The organism is uncultured Desulfovibrio sp. (assembly GCF_902477725.1).
In the GTDB taxonomy this organism is placed as follows: Bacteria; Desulfobacterota; Desulfovibrionia; order Desulfovibrionales; family Desulfovibrionaceae; genus Desulfovibrio.
The window spans coordinates 56450-77534 of record NZ_CABSIF010000010.1 but is presented as its reverse complement, the minus strand read 5'-3'; the positions used below and the strand labels follow the sequence as shown (position 1 = coordinate 77534).

Genomic DNA, 21085 nt, shown 5'->3' with positions numbered 1-21085 from the left:
CCCTTTATGCTGGCCGGGCGGGTGCTAACCCTTGACCACGCCCTTGTCGATGAACATGCCAGCCTCGTAGGGCAAGGCATCCTCGCGCACCACGGCGGCAAACACGTTGCCAGCGGTAAACGCACCCGTGGGCGTGGCAACCATTTTGAGCCACGGCGCGGTCACGCCGCGCGGCAAAAAACGCCAGCCGATGGACTTGCCCACGGTGAGGTCGGCCAGGGCCACGGTGACGGACGAGCCGGGAACATCCGCATAGGTTCCGTCGGACGTGGCGCACTGCGTCAGTTTGAAAGTTATGGAAGTGCCGCCCGCAAAGTCCGTTCCCACGACCTTGGCGCAAATGGGAATGGGTTCTTGACGCCCCGGTTTGAGAAACGACGTAAGCGGAACGGGGGAGCCGGTAACAGCCGCCCCAAGAACGGGGGAGCTGTCCATCAATACAAGGTTGGAATCAATAATCATGGCTATCCTCTATATCTGCCCGTCACGCGGGGTTAACTGATGGCCTTTTCGTCGTTGCGGAGTGCGTCACACTGACGGATGGGCTGGCCGTGCAGGTTGGTAATCTGCGTGGACTTGAACAGCGGGCCGCCCTTGCCGGAGTCTTCCGAGCGATATGTCAGCGTCACGTTGCCTGCATCGGTTGCCTGGAGTTCCAAGGCGGTCAGCACGTCTGCGTTGCAGTACCAGATGGCTTGATTGCGCATGGTTTCCGGCATCTTGTTCTTGGCCATGATGGTCAGCCGGTGCAGGTCAATGAAACCGGAGTCAGTTTTCTTGAGGGTGAGGGCCGAAAGGGGGATATTGGCGATGCGCACCACAGCGCGCCAGTCGCGCACCGTAAGGCCGCAGCGCCAGTTGTATTTGTCGCCCACAACCTGGAATTTTCTGCCGTCGGGGTCGGTTGTCATATACTTGCCAAGGTCTTCATTCGCCAGACCACCAGTACTGCCCTTGGGGTACAGGCCGTGTGCAGTATTGGCTCCCCAGCAGGTCAGGTACATGGACGTGCAGGCATTGCCCGTGCCGCCTGCATCAATGACGTTGGGGCTGGCTTTGGACGGGTAGCGCATGGCAAGGCCGTTGAATTCGTCGGGATTCCTGTTGCTGTCGCCATAGAACATGGTGGCCGCAACCTTCTGACGCATGGACTCGGTGAAAGACTTGCCCTCGGAGAGGCGGAAGGCCTTGGCCTTGTCGCCGTAGAGATTGATCTCCTCCACGTCCAGCTCCATGATGGCCTCAAGGATGCCGCAGCCTTCCTTGACCTGGCTCCACTGCGACTTGGAAGGCGGCGTGCCCTGGTAGAGCCTGCGCCAGTAGACAGTGGGCAGGCCTGTACGCACGCGGGTGAGGTGTCCGTCCGTCTGGTTCGTTTCCATGAAGGGAACGTCTGTAATAATGTCGTTGGTCTGGTTCATCAGCTCGATGGTGTCACCGGCTTTCTGCCCCTTGTAGAAGTCTTCCAACTCCGCAAGGGTGGCGACAATGCCTTTGTTGTAGCTCATGTTGTTCTCCTGCTGCTGCAACGGTTACATGTTGGGATACATACGATCTTCAAGCGGCTTATTTTCCGCGCCGCCACCCTTGCCAATAAGTTGATCTTCACCCAAGGCACGGCCCACGCGGGCAAAGATGCGCAGCACTTCTGGGTTGTTGCCGTAGCCGGTTTCAGCCAGCATTTTGCTGACCGTGCCGCCCTCATCGAACGTGGCAAGGGCGCGCTGGGCATCGGCTACACTGGCGTCAAATTTGTCGCCGCCAAATTCCTTGTCCGCTTGGAACTCGCCAATCCACGTCTTGGCCTGGGCCTGCATGGCCTCCTGCTGCTGGGCCACAAACGAGGTGTAGTTGCCCTGCATGTAGGCCATGACGGCATTGGCCTGCTTTTCGTTCAGGTTTTCGGCCATGCAGACCTCATTCAGCCCTTTAAGCGCGCCTTCGCTGATCGGGTAGCCTTCCGGCGCTGTGAGGGTATAGGCCGCAGATTCCCCGCCTTCTTTTCCGCCCTCGCCCTTGCCGTCCTTGGCATCGGCATTGCCTGTTGCCTGTTGGCCGTTTTCTCCCTCGCCGGGCTTGTTGGTGAGCAGGGTTCCCGAAGCGCCCGCCCCGGCATTGGCCACGGTTTCAGTGTTGTTGGCGGTGCCGGAATCGGCGGAACCCGTTCCGGTGTCGGTGGCGTTGGTGTCAGCATCAGTTGTCATTGTTGTTGCCCTCCAAAATTGCTGGGAGTTTTCCGGCCTGTGCGGCCATGTTCAAAAGTTTTGCGCCGATAAAGCGCTTGCCCTCGATGTAGGTGGCCTGCGCGTGGTCGCCGGGGTATTGGCTTTTAAGGATGCCGCTCAAATCTACGAGCCAGCGCATTATCAGCAGGCCTTCGGGCGTTGAGATCACAAAGGCAAAGGATTCCTGAACCTGCCGTTCAAACATCTGCGCCTTAAGGCGCTGTTCATCGGCCTGCGCCTGCTTGTTGTCCGGGTCTAAATAATTGTTCATGCTACATCTTCCCCATCCCGCCCATGAGGGCATCCATGGCCGTTTGCCCGTCAGCGCCTAGCGGGGTTTGTCCAAGGTTTTTTGCCGCGCCGGTCAGGTCAACGGCCTGCTGCATTGCCGCCTGTTGCTGCGCCTGTGCTGCCGCCTGCTGTTGTGCCTGAGCGCGAGCCGCGCGGGTTTGCTGCACCTGACCTTCTGGCAGCATCAGCGCAGCCGGTGCGCCAAGGGCGTCGGCGTATTCGCGCACGGCGTAATCCACGTCGATAATGTCCAGCACTTCCGGCTTGGCCTGGGCCACGTTGGCGACAAAGGCGAATGTCTGATCTATGGGGCTGGTGCTGACGAGCTTCTGCGCCTGGGCCATGACGCTCACAAATTCGACCCGCAGCGGCGCGCCTGCGATAGAATCCGGCTGTGGAGGGAGGTGATCAAAGTCGGCCATGAGCTGGAACGTGCGCATAACCATCGGCGAGAGAAACTCGCGGTCAAGACGCTCCACCACAGGGCCAAGCAAAATCAGCTTTTCCCGTTCTCTGGCCTCAATTTCCGTGGCGGTGATCTGGCGGCGGTCATTGAGCATGAGCATTTTGAACAGGTCGGCGAACAGGCCATCATGCACAGCCTGCCGGACGCTCTCGATCTTCTGCTCTGCTGCGGCTATGATCTGCGGCTGGATTTGCTGGATGGGTTCTATGCGGCCTTTTTCCGGCCCGTCCATGGACAGGTAGTTAACCCCGGCCGGGGTAAGGTCTACGCCCTCGTTTTTGAGTGACGACGGCACGGCCACCGGCGGATCAACAGCCTTGTGCATGGCCCGCAGCGTGGTTTTGCCCATCTGCTGCAACATGCGGCAATCAGGCAGCGCATCCATTGCCGGGCTTCGGCCATATTTGTCGTTGCCGGTCACGCCCCAGCGAGGGGCAAAAGCCGGGAAGGAGCGAAAGCCTGATTCCCGCAACACGCAGGGCTTGCCGCCGCCGGTGTTGCCAAAGCCCATCCACCACACAGAGGCCCACGGCATGTTGAGGCTATCAAGCCTGCCGAACGTGCGCTCGGAACGCGGGAAAACGGCGTGGATCACGTCAAAGAAGCTTGTGACCGCAGAGCCGCTGTTGCTGGCGGCTGCTTTGACATGGCTCGGAACAACATCCTCGCCAAACTTCTGAATGATCTGGCGGGCAGACATGCGGGTGCGGTACATGAAAGTGTCCACGTCGCCCTTGTCGTTGGTGTCGAGCACGTATTCACCAGCCGGGATAAGCTGGAAGTGCAGGCCGTCCCAATCCGCAGTTTCGATCATCAGTCCTTGCCCGAACGTGCCGAGATCGCTGTAAAGCGAATGCGCCATGTTGTAGAAGTTGGAGCGGTGCAACAGAACCTGCATGCGCTTCCTGACTTCATCCAGCCATGCCCCGGCGTCAGGAGCCTGCGCGGCCTCTTCGTCTTCCAGCCCGATTTTGAACCAGGGGCGAACAGGCGAGGTCATGCCGCCTTGCATACCAGCGGCGAGGGTGCGCATATCCTGCAAGCCCGTGGTATCCACAATGTCGCGATTGAGGATTTCCGGCTTTCGGTCGCTGGAATCGGTATCCGCCCTGAACCGCGTGGGGCAAAAGTGGTCAGCCAGATCACGCCACGCCGTGTCCCAGGGACTCCGCTCGTTGCGCAGAGCCTGAAAACGCTGGTTCAGCTTTTCAATTTCAACGGGCATGGCGTTGCTCCTACTGGCCCAACAGGGTTTTGCCTGCGGTGCTGGTGGTTGCCGTGGCGTCTTTCCCTGTCAGAATGGTGGAATTGAGGCCCGCAGCCTTTGCGGCCTTGTCCTTCTGGCTCTGGCGCGCAGCAGTGGCGGCCTCGGTAACAGGCTTGGTCACTTCGGCCTTGGGCACTGGTGCGACTTCCGGCGTGTCAGGCGTTCCGCCTCCTCCAAATCCCATAGCTATTCTCCTTCCTGCACATTGCGCAGGGTTTGCGGTGTACACATGACCATGACGCCAGCCACAAAACGCTGTTTGCGGGCCAGCCAGCAGGCACCGGGCAGGCGGGTGACGATTTTAAAGCCGCAGGCCTCGGCCAGCCCCCATGCATGACGGAACTGCACAGGTGTAATGCCCACTATGGCGCTGGCGCTGTGCCGCTCGAACATGTAGTCAAAACCGCCCTGGGCCTGTTGTGCGGCGCAATGGAATCCAGCGTGGAAGGCGGTGAAGTCAAAGCGCCAAATTGTTCCCTGAAACTGCGTGAAGTGGGCGCAGCCAAGTAACTTACCGCTGGCCTCGTCGGTGCAGCAGAGCAGAACCCCCGCTGCTGTTATTTCCAGCCAGCGTTCCAGCGTCGGGTTGTCGATGCAGCTCATTGCCCAGGGCAGTAGACCCTCGGCCTTCATCTTGTGGAATGGCGCGGCCTTGGCTTCGGGCGTAGTTGCTTCGGTGTAGGTAAAGGCCATGGCTATTGGCCCCACATGTCGTAAGCGGTGCGGGCCTTGCGGGGGGCTCCCGACAGGTCAACCGGGCGGCGGAATCCGACGGCGGCGTAACGCATGGCATCAGCCCCATGGCTCGTCCAATCGTGGCGCGGCTTGTCCTTGAAGCGCCCATAAACATCATCCCATTCGCGCTGATATCCCCAAAGGCATTGCAGCCCCTGCTTGCACTTCTCTCGATCAAGCCAAGATGCGGCCAAGACTTGTCGAACCGCCTCTATACCGTCTGGAATAGCCTGCTGAGGGCACGCCTTAAAATTGATGCCTAGGCCTTTTGCAGTGTCAATGCGACTCTTGCCGCTTCCAAGCTCGCGCACTGCAATGTCGTGCGGGGCGGTGTGAATGCCGTAGCTGTACCCCTTATCGGAAAGCACCTTGGCGTAGTGGGCCAGTCCCTCGCCGGAAGCCTCGTAGTAGTCAATAAAGCGCCATTCGCCTGTGTGCCCCACGGGCAAATGTTGGAAAAACCAAATTGCCGTTGAGTCAGCCATGCCCAAATCCCAGGCCGTGTTGACCAGCAGCTGCGGTTCAACAGGAACTATGCCGATGCGTCCGGCATCTTCGGCAGCCTGTAAAATTTTGCCATAGTAGGAACCTGACGAAATAAGAACAGGCTCCCCCTCCCAGACGTGCGCGTACTTGTCAGGATCAGTCGCCTTGCAATGCTCCATTTCCTTGCGCAGAACTTCTGGAAACCATGGGTTATCCCGCCAAGTAACCTTGCAAATCAGGCTGTCCGGCGGCGGTGGCCCAAGGACGAAAATTTCCCAGACAGGACTATTGACCCTATCAGGGTTGAAACTCATCCAAATCTCGCTCCCCTCTGTGCGCATAGTTGGAATGAGCAGGTCGAGCGACTTTTGGCTTATGGTTTCTGCCTCTTCAATCCAGCAATGAGTCAGACCCTCGTATGATTTTATGCGGGCAGGGTTGGTGCGCAGTCCGGCGAAGAGGAACAGGGAACCGTTTAGACCGCGCACCTCTTGGTCAGTGCTGGTGTAAAAGTCGCCAAATCCACAACGTGAAATTTCATCGTCCAGCAGGCGCTTGACGGAATCGCGGATTGAGTTCTGAATCTCGCGAGCACACAGCACGCGGATAGTCCGTGTGCGCCCAATAATGAGCAGGGCTGCGGCAAAAGATCGCGACTTAGCGCCGCCTCGCCCGCCATAAAAAACCTTGAAGCGGTGCGGCTCAAACAGCCCTCTAAAGGCTACGGGTATTTGAGCTTCTGTCATTACTATTTGTCCTCTGGAGCCACAAAGCGAACAGTGAATAAATGATCAACGGGGTCACCATCAGGGCCAGACACTTCTTGCTTCACCTTGGGATTCTCTCCCAGCGTGTCGCGCACCACTTCGTAGGCCTTCACGTCGCCGCTGAGCGCCTTTTCGAGCAGAGCAACGGTGATAGCCTCGGCTGTGGTTTTGTCGCCCTGTGGCCGCTCCATGGCGATTTCAAGCAACTCGCGCATGGTCTTCTTCCTGCGCCGTGCCTCGCCAGAAGCTTTGCCCCCCTTTCTGCCCTTGCTTCTCGCTTCCTTCTCGCTTCGAATTGGCAAAAGGTTGTCTTCCCGCTTGCGAGCTGCCATCACATATTTCCTAAAACATCTTCGTTATGACCGCGCTTATTGCGCTGCTGGCCGCTGAGACGATAGCGATTAACCCTACCCACACAGCCTTGCTTCCGGCCTTCTTGCCCTCATTGCGCGCCCGGTCTTCCCGCAGGTCACGAACCTCTGATTCAAGGTCACGCATGCGCTTTCCCTGATCCTTGAGCTGAGTGACAACCACCTCGTCAATGCGGGTGTGCAGGGCATCCATTTTCGTCTCGATGCGGGCGAGACGTGCTTCGTGGTCGAAGGCCTCAGAAGACATGGTTAGAACCCCAAACCCAACATCCCCAGAAGGAGCTGAAGAACTTCCTTGAGCACAGAAGGAGGCAATTTGGTATCAGGCCAGTAGGTCAAGATGATAGTGCGGCCCACGACCTCCCAGCAGAACAGCAAGGAGAGCATCCAGCCGAGAAAGGAGCGCCACAGGCGCAGGCGGCTGGCTGGTGCACCACTGACCTCAGCCTGGTTGATCTGGGATTGCTGTTCACGCGACGCAGCGCGGTCAGGCCACACCTTGTCCATGACCTTGCCACCAATGCCGAGAATACTGTCGATCAGTCCCATCACAGCCCCCTGACGTATCGTCGCAGATCCGTGACGCGATTGAGCCAGCCGCGCAAAAACACTTCCTGGCTAGGCTTGGCTGCCACAAGGTCGCGATAGAATTGCTCGCGCTGGTCGAGCATGGCCATGAGGATTTTGTCTGTGTCTGCCTGCTGCATAGCCTTACGTGTGGCCGGGCCCATGATGCCGTCAGTGTCCAACGGCTGGCCGTAGGCGACGCAGGCGTTATAGCCGCGCTGAGCAAAGCGCACGGACTGCTTGGGGCCGCTGTTAACGGCAGCGTCGTAGATCACGACGGCAGGGCGTAAAGGTATAAGGTCGAGCTTGAGGGCTTCCCATGCCTGCCAACGGTAGATGCTGGCGGCCTGGGTTTCGGTCAGGTTTTTGATGGTATTGCGAGTGACGGGCAGGATAATGCCCATGCGGTCAAGGGTATCGCGTCCGGCCTGAATGGATGCAATGTCCTGCATCATGGCCAGATCAACGCCAAATTTTGTCAGGCCGCCGCTGTCTGCGGCATCGTCTGACAAACCGCCTTCCCATTTTGCGGTAAAGGCATGTGCAATGCTGAAATTGTCGGCCACGGTCTACACTCCTGTTTGCAGGAAGCGTAGCGCGGTACAAGACAAGCACCTATGGGAAAGATTGGGAAATACTGGGAGTTTTTGGGAAACTTTGGGAATGGGTTAAAAACGGCTTACCTTTCCCATGTTCATCAAGCTCACCCCGAAAAGCGAACACACCTCCATCCTTTCTGATGGGATAGCCTCTTGCGAGTATTGTTTTACGTGACAAACTGAGATGCGCCTCAATCTGTGCCCATCCCTCAAGCTTTTCTGGGTTGCCCACTCTCTGCCTCCGTTCCGTGCTTAACTCTGTCCCGTTCTTCCGATCTTTTCGCATTATTGAACCGCTCCAGACTGCCCACCAGATACCCGGTAATCCTGCGCGTCCGGTCAAACCCCACGCCCTGGCCAACCAGCTTGTCGCCAGCCATCATTCAAACTCCCTGCCGATGATGCGCACAATCACAGCCGCGCAGTCCTTCGCCTCTTCCTTCTCGCGCTCTGGCCCCTCAAGGCTGATGGCCCTGTGCAACTCGCTCAGTTCGTCGGCCAGCTTCCCGGCTGCCCACTTCGGCCCCTGGCCTTCCCACTCTTCCGGCGGGTGCTTCCGGCGTGCATGCTCAAGCCTCTCGGCTATGGCCTCCATGATCTGCTTGCCTTTGGCCTTATCCCCGTTGCCGAATGCCAGACGCATGCGCGTGTATGACATGTCGCTACGCTGGCGGTGGGTCGGCTGCGGCAGTGGGTCGCCTATGTGCTCGGTCATTTCAACCCGCCCTTGGTATGCAACACAACGTCAATGTAGCCCTGCTGCGCGTAAATCTTACGGCAGTGCAACTCGACCACCTGTACGTCGTCATTCCAAAACCCTTGCCGCGTCATGGCGTCCATGAGCTGCTTGGTTACGTTGTCGATGTCCGGTTTTTTCGACGGCGGCAAAAGTCCGGCGAGTTTTTCAGCACGCTTTTTTTTGCTGTCCGATTCTGGGACGGGTAGGGCGGCCACAAACTCCAGCACCAGAGGGCCGTCAATGGGCTGTGCAGGAGCATACAGTTTAAGCAGGTCTTCCAGCACCCTTTCGTTGATCTTCTGCGATTTGGCCTTGTAGGCCACGGAAATTGTCTTTCCGCGCTTGTTGGTCATTGACCTGTGGCGGGTACGTGCCTGCGCCGTGGGTATCGTATTGAGCCTGAATCTGAGCATCATGTTTTTGCTCCCTACCAGTTTGAGCTTTTGCCGTATTCTTCCCGCTCACCAGCGGGCAGGTGGCGCACGCGTTTAAAATCCTGCTTCATGTTCACGCCAACGTGCATGGTCTTGCGCGGCGTGCTGGTATCCAGGGAAACTGGGTGCAGGCAACCAAAGCCGTTGTCCCTGTCAAAACCAACGGGCCCGCCGCGGTAATCAACGGGCATGATTACGGCACCCTTGGCCTCAAGCTCAGCGAGTGGCATTGGCATGCGGGTTTCGTTTTGCTGGCAGACAGGGCAGGGCGTCATGAAGTGCATCCACTGGCCGCCATCTTCCGGCCTTGCCCAGCAATCGCGGGCGCCAGTATTTCGGCAGTGCGGGCAATCCTGCCGGACGATCTTAGACGGGTTTGCCGTCTTCCAGTTCGACCAGTAGTTTTTCCACGCTACGGTCATATTGCGCGGCATAGATTCCAGGTCGCAAATTTGCTCGACGATGAAGTTAACCGCCTCGTCGGGGATATGATCTAGGCGCGTGTACCAGACGAGCTGCATGTCTTTGCTGGGCTTTCTGGACATGCCGAAAATGGTGTAAATCCTGTCGATTCCAGCTTCAAACGTGTCCAGCCTCATGCCCGTACTCCTCGCGCTGTGCCGTTAATCAGTGCCTGCTGTGCTTCAACCCTCGCCCTGGCAGCTTCCCACGTGTCGTCGGTGGCTGTGGGCGCGGCTCTGGCCTTTGGCGGAGTTTCCCACGTCCTTTCACGCAGGTAGCGGGCAAGGCTGATTGCAAACCCTTGGTTCCAAAACTGACCGTCAATGCGGGCTTGCAGGTCGGCGTAGATCCGTGAGTCTCCGGGATAGGCGCGGGCAGCCCTGAGCTGCTTGTACTCACCAAACCCCGCAAGCGGGCCTTCAGGGCGGAAGTGCTCGTTCCAAAACTGGCGCAGTTCCAGGAAATCAATGCTCGGTTCATCGGCGCAGCCAATATCCGCCCCTGCGTTGCCTTCCACTCGCGCGGGTTCTTCGTTCTCAAGACTCTCTACAGGAGAGATATGTGTATCAGCAGTCAATGAAGAGGGAGTCAATGAAGAGGGAGTCAATGAAGAGGGGCGAAGCGCTTTCTCCCTTGGTGACAAGTCCTTCTCTCCTTGGTCACAAGATGTTGAAGCCTTGGTCATTCCCTCTTCTGGACAAGGAGGCAAAACACTGGGCTTTTCGTTTGAGTGTGGACGTTGATGCTTGAGGAATGCTGGAATCCACAAGTATTCCTTGGCGTCAACGGAATAGCGCCTTATGAGGCCATTGACTTCAAGCTCATCGAGCAATGCTGTGACATCCACAACGTCGAATGGTAGAAGTTCTGCTTTGATGCGCTTCGGCCTGTATTCAAGGCGTCCAAGGCGATCAGCAAGCATCCACAAGCCTGGGTACAGCAAGCGTGCAGCGAATGAGCACTCTGCAAGCTGCTCATTTGTGTAGAATCCTGGCTTTATGTCACGCGCACGCATAACTGTTCCCCTGACAATTATTGACTTTTGTGCAGTAGTTTTGCATAATCACTCCATCACATTAATGCGGTTCATTTCCTGTTAGCCCCTGTTTCTGCCAGGGGCTTTTCTTATGTCTTGCGCCCATTCCAAAACTGTACGAACACCAGCATCCACAGCAGCAGCTTTGCGTCTTTCTTCTTCATGCCGCGCTCTCCTTTTGCACCTTGGCTGCCCACCACTCCGAAAACGTTGGCTTGCCCTCAAACCTTGCGCACACCGCTGGCGGTATGGATGGGTTGTGCTCACGGCAGAATGTGACCTTGAAAGCCTTCGGCTCGACCAAAAGCTTCACCTTGCCGTCGTCGCTGGTGGCCTTGAACCAGCCGTCCTCTGCCTGCTCGGTGACGTAGTAGATCCGCTGCGAGTCGCAGTATCGGACTGCGCGAAATCCATCGGGTGTTTTACTGGCCATTCTGAACCTCCATGAACGCTTTTATGAACGGGATTGCTTGTTCGACATTGAGTCCATTGCCGTAACCGCGCACTCGTCCCACTCTTGCGGTAGCCCCATCCACAAGCGGGCCAGCTCCGGATTGAGATACCCAGGATGCCCAACTTTGCGTTGCATGAATTCTTGCAAATTCACGCCACGTTTCGACATTGTCTCTCTCCGACGCAGATTTTCCATGCTCATGCGTCCGCGATGATCTCGTGCCGCCAATGTCGGTGGCGCACCAATAGATCCTTTCCCTGATATGTGGCGCACCGAAGCCAGCAGCGCAGGTAACAACACCCCCACAGGCGTAACCCGAACACTCCAGGTCAGATCGAACAAGGTCGAACCATCTAAGTCCACGCTTTTTCGCAACTTGTTCTCCAAAGCAGACTGTAGGGCGGCACTGGCTAATGAGGTGGAAAAACGCAGGCCACAGGTGCCGCTCGTCAGCAAACCCTTTTCCATCGCCTGCCGTGCTGAAAGGCTGGCAGGGGCAACTCCCTGTCCAAACTGGTCTGTCGTCTGACCATCCAGCTTGGCGCATGGCGTAGCTCCAAACGCCGATGCCGGCGAAAAAATGGCATTGGGCAAACCCGGCAAGGTCGCTTGGCACAACATCGGCAATGCTCCTCGTATCAACCTCACCCGGCGCAATATGGCCAGCCTTGATGAGTTCCCGCAGCCATGCGGCGGCAAACGGGTCGATTTCGTTGTAGTAGGCGGCCACTACTGCGCCACTCCATAAGTTTCGTCATACGTCGGCCCCCAGCATTCGCCGTTGTACCTCTCCAGATATCTTGCCTGGCACACAGGGCAACGCCGAGTGCTCGACACTCTGCCGCAGTCCACGCAGCGGTTAGCCAGCGGCGGATCTACCGGGCCAAGTTCGGGGTCTTCGCGCTCAACCTTGGGCGGGCGCGGCTTCTTAGGCAGCAGCTTTAAACCACTGATTTTTACCGCCACGCTGCTTTTCCCTCGCCCGAGCTGTTGCGCACACCAGTAGGCTGATTGCGCCGGGTAATTGGCCCGCAGAAAGGCGACTTCGTCCTCTGTCCATTTGCGCCCGCACATTACGCGTCACCATTGGGCAGGCTGCGCTCTATGCCGCAGGATGGCGGCAGGTATGCCGGGCCGGAGTACAGCGCCTCAACCCCACGGCCAACGACGACAGCACGACCAGCGACGGCCCGAGCTTCCCCGGCCATGAGGTCAAAGCCAAGGGCTTGAGCTGCGGCCATGCCCTCGGACAGCACAGCGTTGATCGGCTTCCCTGCGGGCAAGCTGCTGCGATGGCCTTCCAGCGCGTGCATCAGCAGGCGTACGGCGCGCAGGTGTTTTTGTTTCGTGCGGGTGTCCATGGCTATGCCTCCCCGTTGTCTGTAATTTTTCCACTGGCCAGCGGTTCAAGGGAAATGCGAATGGATGCCAAGGCCCTTTCCATGCTGGCGATCTTGGCTTGGCTCTGCTTTGCCTCATGCTGTGAAACCTGATTGTCGGCCACCTGTTCCCGCGTTTCTGCGCAGAACTGACCCACAAGGTCGGCAATGGACATAGCTGCGTCAGAAAGCCCCCTTGCCCCTGAGATTGGCTCCTGCGGGCAAAGTTCCTCGACCTGGGCAAGCTGCCAATCCAGAATGATGCGGTTGCCAAGGGCGCAGCACAGGGCGGGTATGTTGCAAGGGTTAGGGTAATAGGCTTCGTTCTCTTTGAAATACTTGGCGACATTGGCCGGGGATATGCCGGACTTCTCGGAAATTTCGGCATTGGTCAGGCCAGAGAGCATCTTGGCGTAAGCCAGAACCTGATTAAACGTGGCGTGCCTGAGATTTATCGATTGCATAGGTCAAAGCCTTCTAAAATTGGTCTATTGTGAGCCTTGCAAGGTTCTGTATTCTGACTACATGCCAGAACCAGCCCCCACCCTTTCCTTCCGTGCCTACATTTCACCCAAGCGCAATCGCCTGCTGGTCACTGTCCTGTCGCCTCTGCTGTCCTCGCCGCTGTACCGGAGCTATCCGGCAGACATGGGCGCAGACGCGGCAGTAGAGCGGGCCGTGGGCCACGCCGCAGCTATCGTTACGGCGCTGGCTGGGCCGACACGGGTGCGGGTGACGTGGCAGGCGGTGTTGTCAGCTCAATGATTTCAAATGAGCCGCCAGCGGCTTCAACCATGCTCTTCACCAGCGGAAACATGATGGGCTGACCATCCATTGCGCGGTAGACGGAAGAGCGGTGGACGCCAGCACGTTCAGCGAACTTTCCAACAGGCTCCCCAGACGACTTGAGGTATGATTGAATAAAAATGTCATATTTCATGGACTGATTGTCTCAATTTGGGAACAAATTGGCAAGTCAAAATCTCAAAAAAATATGTTGCAGTTTTGGAACAACCAAGGCAGATAATATGATTATGAGTACCTACGATGAAATTGCCAGTGGACTGAGGAAGTATGCCGAGCGGATTGGAGGAAAGGCCAATCTGATGCGGTTTCTTGACGCTAAAAAAGCGACAATTTACCGGGCGCTTGACGACGAAGATCCGTCATTGCCTGCGCCGGACGTCCTGTGCGAGTGGCTGGACAAAATCAATGCCCAGATTTCATTCCCGGGTGAAGAGCTTGACGATTACGTCATGATCCCAAAGGTCAAAGCTGTAGCTGGTGCAGGGGCAAGTCTTGAAACGAATGGCGATGTCGCAGGATTCTATGCATTCAGAAACGAATTTTTGAAGCGCGAACACATCAACGGTAAAAACTCCGTCATGATGGTGGTGCGCGGTGACAGCATGGAGCCTCTTATTAAGGAAGGCGACACCATCTTGATTGACCAGAATGACAAAACGCCACAGGACGGGCGCATTTTTCTTGTTGGCCTTGGCGAAGAGTTAATGGTTAAGGTTCTGCAAAAAATACCTAATGGCTGGAATATATGCTCGATCAACGAACGGTACGCGCCACTTTCCGTGCAGGGCGATGAAATGGAAACATTCCGCGTTTATGGGCGTGTGCGCTGGTTTGGGCGCGTTTTGTAGGCAGGCATATTGGCATAAGTGGAATTTTCATAAAAACACATTGTCACATTTGGAGGATTAATATGACGTCTCTTGCTGACAAAGCTGAACAGTTAGGGTTAGAAATTGAAGTGTTGGAAAAAAATGCGGCAAAAATTGCTGAAGCCTTTGCTTCTGCTGGCATGAACGGGACATCCTCTTCGAATATTGCTTCAGTTTATCGGGAAATGATAAAGGTTCAGATTGAGATCCATGAGGGATAAAAATAAGCTATACAATTCGCAAACTCGCAGTTTGTGAAAATGTAAGCCCCCGCAGTAGTCAGCGGGGGCTTTTTTTTAGTTAGTTCAGCCTCAGATTTTAGTATTTTTTTATTGTCTTCGTCTCTGGGGGTAAATTTTTTTTGTAAATTTAGTTTCTGTATTGCAACAAATGTCTTGACCACTCGTCTCTGTTTTGAGACACTGATTTTGCGAGACGGGGACGGTGGCGAAACAAGCCCACGGGCGAAAGTAGCCAGATGCCGGAACCGGGGAGCGCGGATTGAGCAGGATTCCAGAGGCCCGAACGACACACGGCCCATGCGGCACGGTGGATCAGTAGGAAACCGCGAGAGAAGCTCGGAAAAGGGGAACTGGCCCGGTGCGGAAGGGGCGTGGACGGAAAAGCGTGCTGAAAGTAAGGCCGCAGCGCACAAGCGCACCGGAGCGACGGTTAGGGTGAGCCGACCAACAAACCCTCATGGCTACGACGTAAAGAGCGGGCCGTGAAACAACCATTTTCGGCAAGTCCTGAAAATGGTATGCAAATAAGTTTAGATGGTTACAACAGAATCTTTTCCCCCTGCCAGCGACCATATTGCTACCATCAGCAAAAAGGTCGTTGGCGGTGATGGAGAGGTTGTTCAGCACGGTGGCGGAATAGGTAGACGCTAGTCATGGTTAAGGAGCGGGGATTGCGCGAGGTCGGTACGAAGAGAAGCCGAGTAAACAGCTCAACGCCGACAGCCCCGATAAACAACGATAATGTTAAATCCATAGTCCCCATCTGATGGGTGTCGGCTGACCGTTGATATCTCCATGTCGGGTGCAAATCCCGGCCCGTGCTGTTTTAAATTTTAGGAGGTGCATATGCGCTGGCAAGACAAGCTGACCAAAGAGGAGCGCAAGCACCTCAGAGAGCACAACATTTTTTCCGTAAGGAAATTTTCTGTACTTAGAAAGCTTCAGATTGGCCTTATGGAAAAATCAAGCGGCAATTGCGACATCCCGGCAGAGATCGCGCATGGGTGCATGGACTGCCGCAAGATTGCTGATAAGCTCGGTGTTTAAAGATTTGCGCCGCGTTCTGTGTCTATGTCGCGTCGCTGGGGCCGTTCCATCGGGGAGCGGCCTTTATTTTTATGGAGGTGGGACGATGACTGTTAGCGAGTTGATTGTGAAGCTTGAAGAACTTCCTCAGGGCTATGAAGTGACCATGAGTATTGGCAATAAGCGTACCGCCGTTGACGAAGTTGAAGAAGTAAAATTGTGCGAGGAGGTTGTTCTGTCATGACCGTCGGTGAACTGCGCAAGGACCTGGAAGGCGTGCCGGATGATGCGGAGGTAGAAATAATGTCGGAGAACCATGACGACTATGTGTACAACACAGTTTCTGCCGAGGCTGACGAAAACGGTAAAACATTTTACATCTTCACGGCCTAGGGAGGGCTTATGCGACTATCCGTTGTTGCCTTGGTTGCGGCTCTAGCCTTGGGGTGCAGTGATCCTGTGGGAAGCAGCAACTATACAGAAATAGAAGTGACTGCGCGATATGTCTTACCACGAGAAAGCATCTGGTTTTACGAATTCACCCCTGCATCTTCACCACATGTCACATGTATTGTGACTGCTGGAAATGCCAAGGGTATTTCATGTTTCCCAAAAGATCCTAAGTAGAACAGATGGTCCAACCCACCAACCCCGACATTCGCCGGGGTTTTTCATTACCCACAAACGGGAGGGCGCATGCAGCATATCCTGCCTGCCCTGATATCCCTTGTTGAAACGGCGAGGGTAGACTACACGCCAGCAACGACGGGAGAAACCGCCCCACATACGCCACATCAACCACCGATGGCGCAACCGATCGGCGCACGCTTCCAGAGCGTGTTTGCTAGTTGGTAGGGGCGAGAAATGATTGTTCTCAAACAAACCAACTGCGCAGCATGGTAGCTGCCAACACACAGGAGCATGGACATGAAATCCATCGTTCGCACCGAAAAACATTATATGATCTGACCACCGGCCCTGCGCCACCGGCCCTGCGCCACCAGCCTTAAGCGTCACATGCGTTCAATTGTGTTTGTCCAAACCTCAACAGCGTGAGGACGCCATGCGCCACAAGATGTTCGGCGTGTTCTGCCCGCCCGGTGGGTAAATCGGAGTCAATAATTCCTCCTTTTCCTGTGACGTGCCGGGAGCGCAGTTACAAAACGCTCCCGGCTTTTTCGTTGGGAATTGTGGGGATGGTGTGAGCGTGACGTGCCAGCGTGGGAGAACGGTAATCTCTTCCCTGACCGGGACAGATGCTGCGTTCGAGTCGCAGCCGCTGGGTAACTTGCAAGCGCACTCGCACCATCCATCCGCAAGGCTTAACTTTTGGGAATTGTGTTGGATGGTGGCGCGCGGAGCGGGCATCGCCCCTGCTGGCCACAGGCTAGATGGAATAGAGGTTCGGCACCTATCCACCATCCACCACAAGGCTTAACACGTTGGGAATTGTGGGCCGTGGGCAAAGTAGCACAACAGCGAGGGATTATACCTTTACGCCGCTACCCGGTTTGCCCACGGCATCCACAAGGCCCAAACAACTGAGCGTGGCGCAGCGGTAGCGCACCTGCCTTGGGCGCAGGGGGTCGCGGGTTCAATCCCCGCCGCTCAGACCAAATTTATAGAGAGGGTACGCCATGAGTAAGATCACAGAATCAGAAGCACGCCGTCAGCTCACCCTCGCGCAATACGAGGTTAGCCGACTCCACAACATCATGAACGAACTGCCCGAAGGCTGGCACGTCTTTACGGATGATGGAGAGTGGACAACCTGCCGCAGTCAGAAAGAGGCAGAAGCGCACGCCAAGGAATGCGCAGATCAGGGCATGCTTGCTGCCGTGGTACATATCGCGGCCAAATATCATCCCGAGCAGATCGAGGACATGGCGGCCTACAACGGTGTGACCCCCGGAATTGACTGCCCTGACAGCCTGCGGAGGGTCGCATGAACAGAGCAATCAGCCCTGCACATAGCTGGCCCGGTTGGAGCGGCGCGGTGATCGTCATTGGCCTGCTGATAATCTTTCAGAGCATGGAGGCGTGGTTATGTCCGTGAAGCAATTTCGTCTGGAGCTGCGTGAACGCCGCTTGTTAAAGCCTCTCAAGCTGACAACGCGGCTCGGCATCGTGCTGTGCTGGACGTGGGCAGAGTGGGGCCGCGAAGTTCTGGCGGCAAGGGGGGCAGCATGACCAGCGTAACCCGCACGGACATACGCACGGCATGCGCCCATGTTGACGTCTCCATGTCCCAGCGCCGCGACAAACAACGCCGCTACATGCGGGCCTACTACGCAGACACGCAGGCATGGTGCAAAGAGCGCGGCATATGCCAGCGGTGCCGTAATGAGCCTGCCGAGCCGGGCCGGTCACTGTGCTGGGCATGCCGCATGGACAACAATCAGCGCCGCAGTGGTGCGCAGCAAGCGCCGAGGAGGTAGCCATGTGCCGCCATGTCGCAGACTGCCCCACGGCGGGGCCGGGGTGTGCGCAGGCTGACCACTGCCCGGTGACGCCTGATGATAATTACGTTGGCCCCGTGAGAGGGACTTTTTTGTTTGGAGGGTACGATGTGCGAATTGAAGGATTTACAGAGTGCGGAAATTGGGGAGATCGCGGAGGCTCTTTCTATAGCCCAGGCGGAGATCAACCCGGCTGAAAAGAATGCCATCAACCCGCACCTCAAGAACAAGTATGCGAACATATCCGCGATATATGACGCGGTTCGCGAAGTTCTTCCAAAACATGGGCTATGTGTGGTGCAGACCATGTTGCCCACAGACGGGACACGCGCCCACGTTCGCACGATATTGGCCCACAAGTCTGGCCAGTGGTTTGCCAGCGAGTGCGTGATGCCCCTTGATCGGCAGGGTGGTGCACAGGGAATGGGGAGCGCAATTACCTACGCCCGCCGTTACAGCCTGTCTGCAATACTTGGCGTTGTCGCGGATGAAGACGATGACGGTAACAGTGCTCAGGGGAGAAACAACAAAGCTCAGATTGAAAAAGATCGTGCCGCTGCCAAGGCTAACAACCCAAGCCCGCCAAGCGACCCGCAAATGAAAATGTTTCAAACCCTTATGAATCAGAAGCATAAGGGCAACAGGCCAGCCATTCTTGACGACCTTTCATCGTATTTTGGGCGCAAGATTACCAGCTCAAACGAGCTTACCAAGAGTGAAATTTCTGAAATGATTGAAGTGCTGAATAAGAGCAGGGAGGCCGCATAATGGCAAGCCTTAACCGAGTGATGCTCATTGGGCGTCTGGGGCGTGACCCTGAATTGCGATACACGCAGTCCGGCACGCCTGTATGTACGCTTCAAGCGGCCACCGACGAATCCTACACTGACCGAGACGGCAACAAGGTCGAGCGCACAGAGTGGCATCGCATAACCTGCTTCCAAAAGCAGGCCGAAAACTGCGCGAACTACCTTGCCAAGGGAAGCCTTGTCTACGTCGAGGGCAGCCTGACAACGCGCAAGTGGCAAGACCAGCAGGGTCAAGACCGCTACACAACTGAGATCAAGGCCGAGCGCGTGCAGTTCCTTGACCGCAAGGGTGACAACCAGGGCGGCTCAGAGCAGCCGCAGCAGCAATCAAGGCAGCAGGCAGCACCGCGCGGTAATTCGCAACAGGCAAGGCCGTCCGAAGCATCCAACATGGATGATATACCGTTCTGATAAGGATATGAAATGCAACAAGAAATTATAGACACCACCGCACAGGCCGCTGTCCCCCAGGATGGCGGCCTTGCTCTTTTCGACCTCAAGGTTACGGCAACACCTTTGGTTATCACCTTTGACGTGGACGTCCTGAACGCCGCCGTGGATGCGGTGCTTAAACCATATGAAGGGCGTGTCGTCGGAGAAGGTGAGCTTGCAGGAATCAAGTCCGAAATGTCCGCGCTGAATAAGGTCAAAGACAAGCTTGAAGCGGCCCGCAAGGACATTGCCGGACAAATCAGCGCACCGGTCAGAGAATTTGAGGCGCAGGTGAAGGGCGCAGTCCAGCGCATCATTGACGGGCGCGGCAAACTCGATGCCCAAGTAAAGGCATTTGAGCAAAAACAGCGCGAATCGCGGAGAGCAAAAGTGCAGGCCATCATTGACGAAGTGCTGGAGCCTGCCAAGCTGGACGGCTTGGCAATCGATATTGACGAGCGATGGCTGAACAAGTCTGCAAAAGATAAGGACATCCGCGCCGAGGTTGAAAACATCGCCCTGCGTGAAAAGACCAGGCTTATGGAAGCAGAGCAGCTTGAACGCGCAAGGCAAGACCGCATTCTTCTGATCGAGCAGGCCGTGGAGAGTGCCGGGAAGCGTTACGGCTTTGATCTGCCCGTTGCCAAGTTCTCCCGCCTGTTCTCGCTGGAATGGGACACTAACAACGCGCTGGCGCAGGTCGATGAATGGTTTGCAGCCGAGGCTGAACGCCGCAAGCCCGTTGACCCTGCGCCGACGGTAGAGGCTGAACCCGTTGAACAGCCCATTCAGCAGGAAGCGCCACAGCCCGCAACGCAACCCGAACATAAGGCCGACATTACCCGCGTGCTGAATGTGCGCGTCAGCTACAGCGCCAGCCGCCATAACGATGTGATGCGGGCCATTGATGCCCTGCGTGAAATTGGCATTGTGACCTTTTCGCACGCCTAACCCCACCTCACCCCCCTGCCCAAGCGCCCGCGGTGTTTCTCTGCACTGCGGGCGCATAATTTTTATAACACTACGCATCTACAGGAGAATGCAATGCTTGAACTCAATGTTGCCACACTTTCACAGGGCGGAGCCGTAGAACGGTTTCAGGATGAACTTTCGCGGGTCATTGCCAACATCACCGACCCCAACACCCCGGCAAAGAAGACGCGCACGGTCACGCTGAAAATGACCATCAAGCCGAATGAGCAGCGCAACATGGCGGAAGTTCTGGTTGCCACGTCTTCGACCGTATGCCCAGCTAGCCCCATTGAAACCAGCATCTACATCGGGGCCAACCCCATGACTGGCGAAATTGGCGCTTCGGAAATGGCCAGCGGCGAAAACCCCATGCAGAACATTCTGCCCGGAGCTGAATCGTCCATGACCGGCAAGATCACAAAGTTTGCTACCAACAATTAACCGTTTGAAGGAAACGACATGCTGAAAGAACTCTACAATGCCATCCGTGGCGATGCCGCCCCCACCGTGATTAAAATCGGCGACCGCAACTACACCAGCAAGGCCGTTGTACCTGTGTCTACCCCGACGCCCGCAAAGCTCACTGTGTCCACACTCACCGGGCTTGTGGATTACCTCAAGTCCAACGTGGATGGTCTGGAATTGAGCAACCTGCTCTGCCATGTGGAGAGCCCGGCTAAGGTCACGCTCAATTCCAATTTGCTCGGCGACTTTGGCGACCGTGCCGCTTTCATTGCCGCAGAGCTTCAACAGTTGCAAATCCCGCTCAACAAATATCTGGATGCCGAGGCCTTCAACATCCTGCTGCAATCCTGCTTTGTGGAGCCTGACGACCCCATGAAGGCCACAGACCGCGGCCTTGTGTTGAAGTACACCGCCAACGTCAAGACGATGGTCGAAGGCGTTCAGGCTGATGATGGCGTGTCTCAGGCCGTGACCATCAAGAAGGGCATCGCCAGCGTTGAAAACGTGGTGATGCCCAACCCCGTCAAGCTCCGCCCGTTCCGCACCTTTGTCGAAGTGGAACAGCCCGAAAGCAAGTTCGTCTTCCGCGCCAGAAATAACGACGGCATGGAATTTATGCTGGTTGAAGCCGACGGCGGCGCATGGCGCGGCGAAGCCATGAAGAACATCAAGGCATTCCTTGAAGCGGCTGTGCCCGGCCTGAACGTGATCGCCTAGACCTCCCTT

36 protein-coding genes and 1 tRNA gene are annotated in these 21085 nt (G+C 56.4%); 14 read left to right on the top strand and 23 right to left on the bottom strand.

All coding sequences use genetic code 11. The annotated features are described in order from the left end of the window. Positions 1–24: 24 nt before the first annotated feature. The 23 genes from RDK48_RS10725 to RDK48_RS10615 form a co-directional block, all read right to left on the bottom strand. Positions 25–462, bottom strand: coding sequence for a Bbp16 family capsid cement protein (locus RDK48_RS10725; RefSeq protein ID WP_298997055.1), 438 nt, complete (start codon positions 460–462; stop codon positions 25–27). Positions 463–494: 32 nt separating this feature from the next. Beyond that, entirely contained in the window at positions 495–1508 is a 1014-nt protein-coding gene (locus RDK48_RS10720) for a major capsid protein (RefSeq protein WP_298997058.1), read from the bottom strand. Between the two features lie 24 nt (positions 1509–1532). Next, complete coding sequence (locus RDK48_RS10715) at positions 1533–2204, bottom strand: hypothetical protein (protein ID WP_298997061.1); 672 nt, start codon at positions 2202–2204, stop codon at positions 1533–1535. After that, the gene (locus RDK48_RS10710) at positions 2194–2496 is read right to left on the bottom strand and encodes a hypothetical protein (protein WP_298997063.1); all 303 of its coding nucleotides are present in this window, start codon (positions 2494–2496) and stop codon (positions 2194–2196) included. Before RDK48_RS10710 ends, RDK48_RS10715 begins: the two co-directional genes overlap by 11 nt. A 1-nt stretch (position 2497) precedes the next feature. Continuing rightward, a complete protein-coding gene (locus tag RDK48_RS10705; RefSeq protein ID WP_298997065.1) occupies positions 2498–4207 on the bottom strand; it encodes a portal protein in 1710 nt (569 codons plus the stop codon). Positions 4208–4217: 10 nt separating this feature from the next. Next, complete coding sequence (locus tag RDK48_RS10700; RefSeq protein ID WP_298997069.1) at positions 4218–4433, bottom strand: hypothetical protein; 216 nt, start codon at positions 4431–4433, stop codon at positions 4218–4220. A gap of 2 nt (positions 4434–4435) precedes the next feature. Continuing rightward, positions 4436–4942, bottom strand: a complete 507-nt coding sequence (locus tag RDK48_RS10695; protein WP_298997072.1) for an N-acetyltransferase — start codon at positions 4940–4942, stop codon at positions 4436–4438. A 2-nt stretch (positions 4943–4944) separates the two neighbouring features. Then, positions 4945–6216: a PBSX family phage terminase large subunit gene (locus RDK48_RS10690; RefSeq protein WP_298997075.1), complete on the bottom strand. Its 1272-nt coding sequence runs from the start codon at positions 6214–6216 to the stop codon at positions 4945–4947. A 2-nt stretch (positions 6217–6218) separates the two neighbouring features. Then, positions 6219–6452 carry a hypothetical protein gene (locus RDK48_RS10685; RefSeq protein WP_298997078.1) on the bottom strand — a complete coding sequence of 78 codons (234 nt, stop codon included), beginning with the start codon at positions 6450–6452 and terminating at the stop codon, positions 6219–6221. A gap of 127 nt (positions 6453–6579) precedes the next feature. Beyond that, positions 6580–6801: a hypothetical protein gene (locus RDK48_RS10680; protein ID WP_298997080.1), complete on the bottom strand. Its 222-nt coding sequence runs from the start codon at positions 6799–6801 to the stop codon at positions 6580–6582. A 56-nt stretch (positions 6802–6857) separates the two neighbouring features. After that, on the bottom strand, positions 6858–7157 hold the full coding sequence (locus tag RDK48_RS10675; RefSeq protein ID WP_298997083.1) for a hypothetical protein: 300 nt from the start codon (positions 7155–7157) through the stop codon (positions 6858–6860). Then, complete coding sequence (locus tag RDK48_RS10670) at positions 7157–7741, bottom strand: glycoside hydrolase family 108 protein (protein WP_298997086.1); 585 nt, start codon at positions 7739–7741, stop codon at positions 7157–7159. The genes RDK48_RS10675 and RDK48_RS10670 overlap by 1 nt, the downstream gene beginning before the upstream one ends. A gap of 242 nt (positions 7742–7983) precedes the next feature. Further along, a complete protein-coding gene (gene nrdD, locus RDK48_RS10665; RefSeq protein WP_298997090.1) occupies positions 7984–8157 on the bottom strand; it encodes an anaerobic ribonucleoside-triphosphate reductase in 174 nt (57 codons plus the stop codon). Beyond that, positions 8154–8489 carry a hypothetical protein gene (locus RDK48_RS10660; RefSeq protein ID WP_298997093.1) on the bottom strand — a complete coding sequence of 112 codons (336 nt, stop codon included), beginning with the start codon at positions 8487–8489 and terminating at the stop codon, positions 8154–8156. Before RDK48_RS10660 ends, nrdD begins: the two co-directional genes overlap by 4 nt. After that, positions 8486–8929 (bottom strand): RusA family crossover junction endodeoxyribonuclease, encoded by a 444-nt coding sequence (locus RDK48_RS10655; RefSeq protein WP_298997096.1) that lies wholly within the window; start codon positions 8927–8929, stop codon positions 8486–8488. Before RDK48_RS10655 ends, RDK48_RS10660 begins: the two co-directional genes overlap by 4 nt. Before the next feature lie 11 nt (positions 8930–8940). Further along, positions 8941–9546: a hypothetical protein gene (locus RDK48_RS10650; protein WP_298997099.1), complete on the bottom strand. Its 606-nt coding sequence runs from the start codon at positions 9544–9546 to the stop codon at positions 8941–8943. Then, positions 9543–10424: a hypothetical protein gene (locus RDK48_RS10645; RefSeq protein WP_298997101.1), complete on the bottom strand. Its 882-nt coding sequence runs from the start codon at positions 10422–10424 to the stop codon at positions 9543–9545. The genes RDK48_RS10650 and RDK48_RS10645 overlap by 4 nt, the downstream gene beginning before the upstream one ends. Positions 10425–10605: 181 nt before the next feature. Continuing rightward, positions 10606–10878 (bottom strand): hypothetical protein, encoded by a 273-nt coding sequence (locus RDK48_RS10640; RefSeq protein WP_298997103.1) that lies wholly within the window; start codon positions 10876–10878, stop codon positions 10606–10608. Beyond that, positions 10868–11446 (bottom strand): DNA cytosine methyltransferase, encoded by a 579-nt coding sequence (locus tag RDK48_RS10635; RefSeq protein WP_366125088.1) that lies wholly within the window; start codon positions 11444–11446, stop codon positions 10868–10870. Before RDK48_RS10635 ends, RDK48_RS10640 begins: the two co-directional genes overlap by 11 nt. A gap of 182 nt (positions 11447–11628) precedes the next feature. Further along, complete coding sequence (locus RDK48_RS10630; RefSeq protein WP_298997107.1) at positions 11629–11973, bottom strand: hypothetical protein; 345 nt, start codon at positions 11971–11973, stop codon at positions 11629–11631. Then, entirely contained in the window at positions 11973–12260 is a 288-nt protein-coding gene (locus tag RDK48_RS10625; protein ID WP_298997110.1) for a hypothetical protein, read from the bottom strand. The genes RDK48_RS10630 and RDK48_RS10625 overlap by 1 nt, the downstream gene beginning before the upstream one ends. A gap of 2 nt (positions 12261–12262) precedes the next feature. Continuing rightward, the gene (locus tag RDK48_RS10620) at positions 12263–12742 is read right to left on the bottom strand and encodes a phage regulatory CII family protein (protein WP_298997112.1); all 480 of its coding nucleotides are present in this window, start codon (positions 12740–12742) and stop codon (positions 12263–12265) included. A gap of 236 nt (positions 12743–12978) precedes the next feature. Continuing rightward, a complete protein-coding gene (locus tag RDK48_RS10615) occupies positions 12979–13218 on the bottom strand; it encodes a hypothetical protein (RefSeq protein ID WP_298997115.1) in 240 nt (79 codons plus the stop codon). 88 nt (positions 13219–13306) lie between these two features. Here RDK48_RS10615 and RDK48_RS10610 point away from each other — a divergent pair, with 88 nt between their 5' ends. From RDK48_RS10610 to RDK48_RS10545, 14 genes are all read left to right on the top strand, one after another. Then, positions 13307–13933: a S24 family peptidase gene (locus tag RDK48_RS10610; RefSeq protein WP_298997117.1), complete on the top strand. Its 627-nt coding sequence runs from the start codon at positions 13307–13309 to the stop codon at positions 13931–13933. A gap of 62 nt (positions 13934–13995) precedes the next feature. After that, positions 13996–14175, top strand: a complete 180-nt coding sequence (locus RDK48_RS10605) for a hypothetical protein (protein WP_298997119.1) — start codon at positions 13996–13998, stop codon at positions 14173–14175. An 867-nt stretch (positions 14176–15042) separates the two neighbouring features. Continuing rightward, entirely contained in the window at positions 15043–15243 is a 201-nt protein-coding gene (locus RDK48_RS10600) for a hypothetical protein (protein ID WP_298997121.1), read from the top strand. Between the two features lie 85 nt (positions 15244–15328). Beyond that, positions 15329–15466 (top strand): hypothetical protein, encoded by a 138-nt coding sequence (locus RDK48_RS10595; RefSeq protein WP_298997122.1) that lies wholly within the window; start codon positions 15329–15331, stop codon positions 15464–15466. Further along, on the top strand, positions 15463–15615 hold the full coding sequence (locus RDK48_RS10590) for a hypothetical protein (RefSeq protein ID WP_298997125.1): 153 nt from the start codon (positions 15463–15465) through the stop codon (positions 15613–15615). The genes RDK48_RS10595 and RDK48_RS10590 overlap by 4 nt, the downstream gene beginning before the upstream one ends. A gap of 1148 nt (positions 15616–16763) precedes the next feature. Next, positions 16764–16838 (top strand) — tRNA-Pro (locus tag RDK48_RS10585). Positions 16839–16859: 21 nt separating this feature from the next. After that, positions 16860–17171 carry a hypothetical protein gene (locus tag RDK48_RS10580; protein WP_298997128.1) on the top strand — a complete coding sequence of 104 codons (312 nt, stop codon included), beginning with the start codon at positions 16860–16862 and terminating at the stop codon, positions 17169–17171. Positions 17172–17268: 97 nt separating this feature from the next. Next, the gene (locus tag RDK48_RS10575; protein ID WP_298997130.1) at positions 17269–17412 is read left to right on the top strand and encodes a hypothetical protein; all 144 of its coding nucleotides are present in this window, start codon (positions 17269–17271) and stop codon (positions 17410–17412) included. Then, positions 17409–17660, top strand: coding sequence for a hypothetical protein (locus RDK48_RS10570; RefSeq protein ID WP_298997133.1), 252 nt, complete (start codon positions 17409–17411; stop codon positions 17658–17660). The genes RDK48_RS10575 and RDK48_RS10570 overlap by 4 nt, the downstream gene beginning before the upstream one ends. Positions 17661–17789: 129 nt before the next feature. Beyond that, positions 17790–18449 carry an ERF family protein gene (locus RDK48_RS10565; protein ID WP_298997136.1) on the top strand — a complete coding sequence of 220 codons (660 nt, stop codon included), beginning with the start codon at positions 17790–17792 and terminating at the stop codon, positions 18447–18449. Next, positions 18449–18901, top strand: a complete 453-nt coding sequence (locus tag RDK48_RS10560) for a single-stranded DNA-binding protein (RefSeq protein ID WP_298997139.1) — start codon at positions 18449–18451, stop codon at positions 18899–18901. Before RDK48_RS10565 ends, RDK48_RS10560 begins: the two co-directional genes overlap by 1 nt. 12 nt (positions 18902–18913) lie before the next feature. Further along, complete coding sequence (locus RDK48_RS10555) at positions 18914–19873, top strand: DUF1351 domain-containing protein (RefSeq protein ID WP_298997141.1); 960 nt, start codon at positions 18914–18916, stop codon at positions 19871–19873. 93 nt (positions 19874–19966) lie between these two features. Beyond that, positions 19967–20335 (top strand): hypothetical protein, encoded by a 369-nt coding sequence (locus RDK48_RS10550; RefSeq protein WP_298997144.1) that lies wholly within the window; start codon positions 19967–19969, stop codon positions 20333–20335. A gap of 18 nt (positions 20336–20353) precedes the next feature. Further along, a complete protein-coding gene (locus tag RDK48_RS10545; protein ID WP_298997146.1) occupies positions 20354–21076 on the top strand; it encodes a hypothetical protein in 723 nt (240 codons plus the stop codon). The last annotated feature ends 9 nt before the right edge of the window (positions 21077–21085 follow it).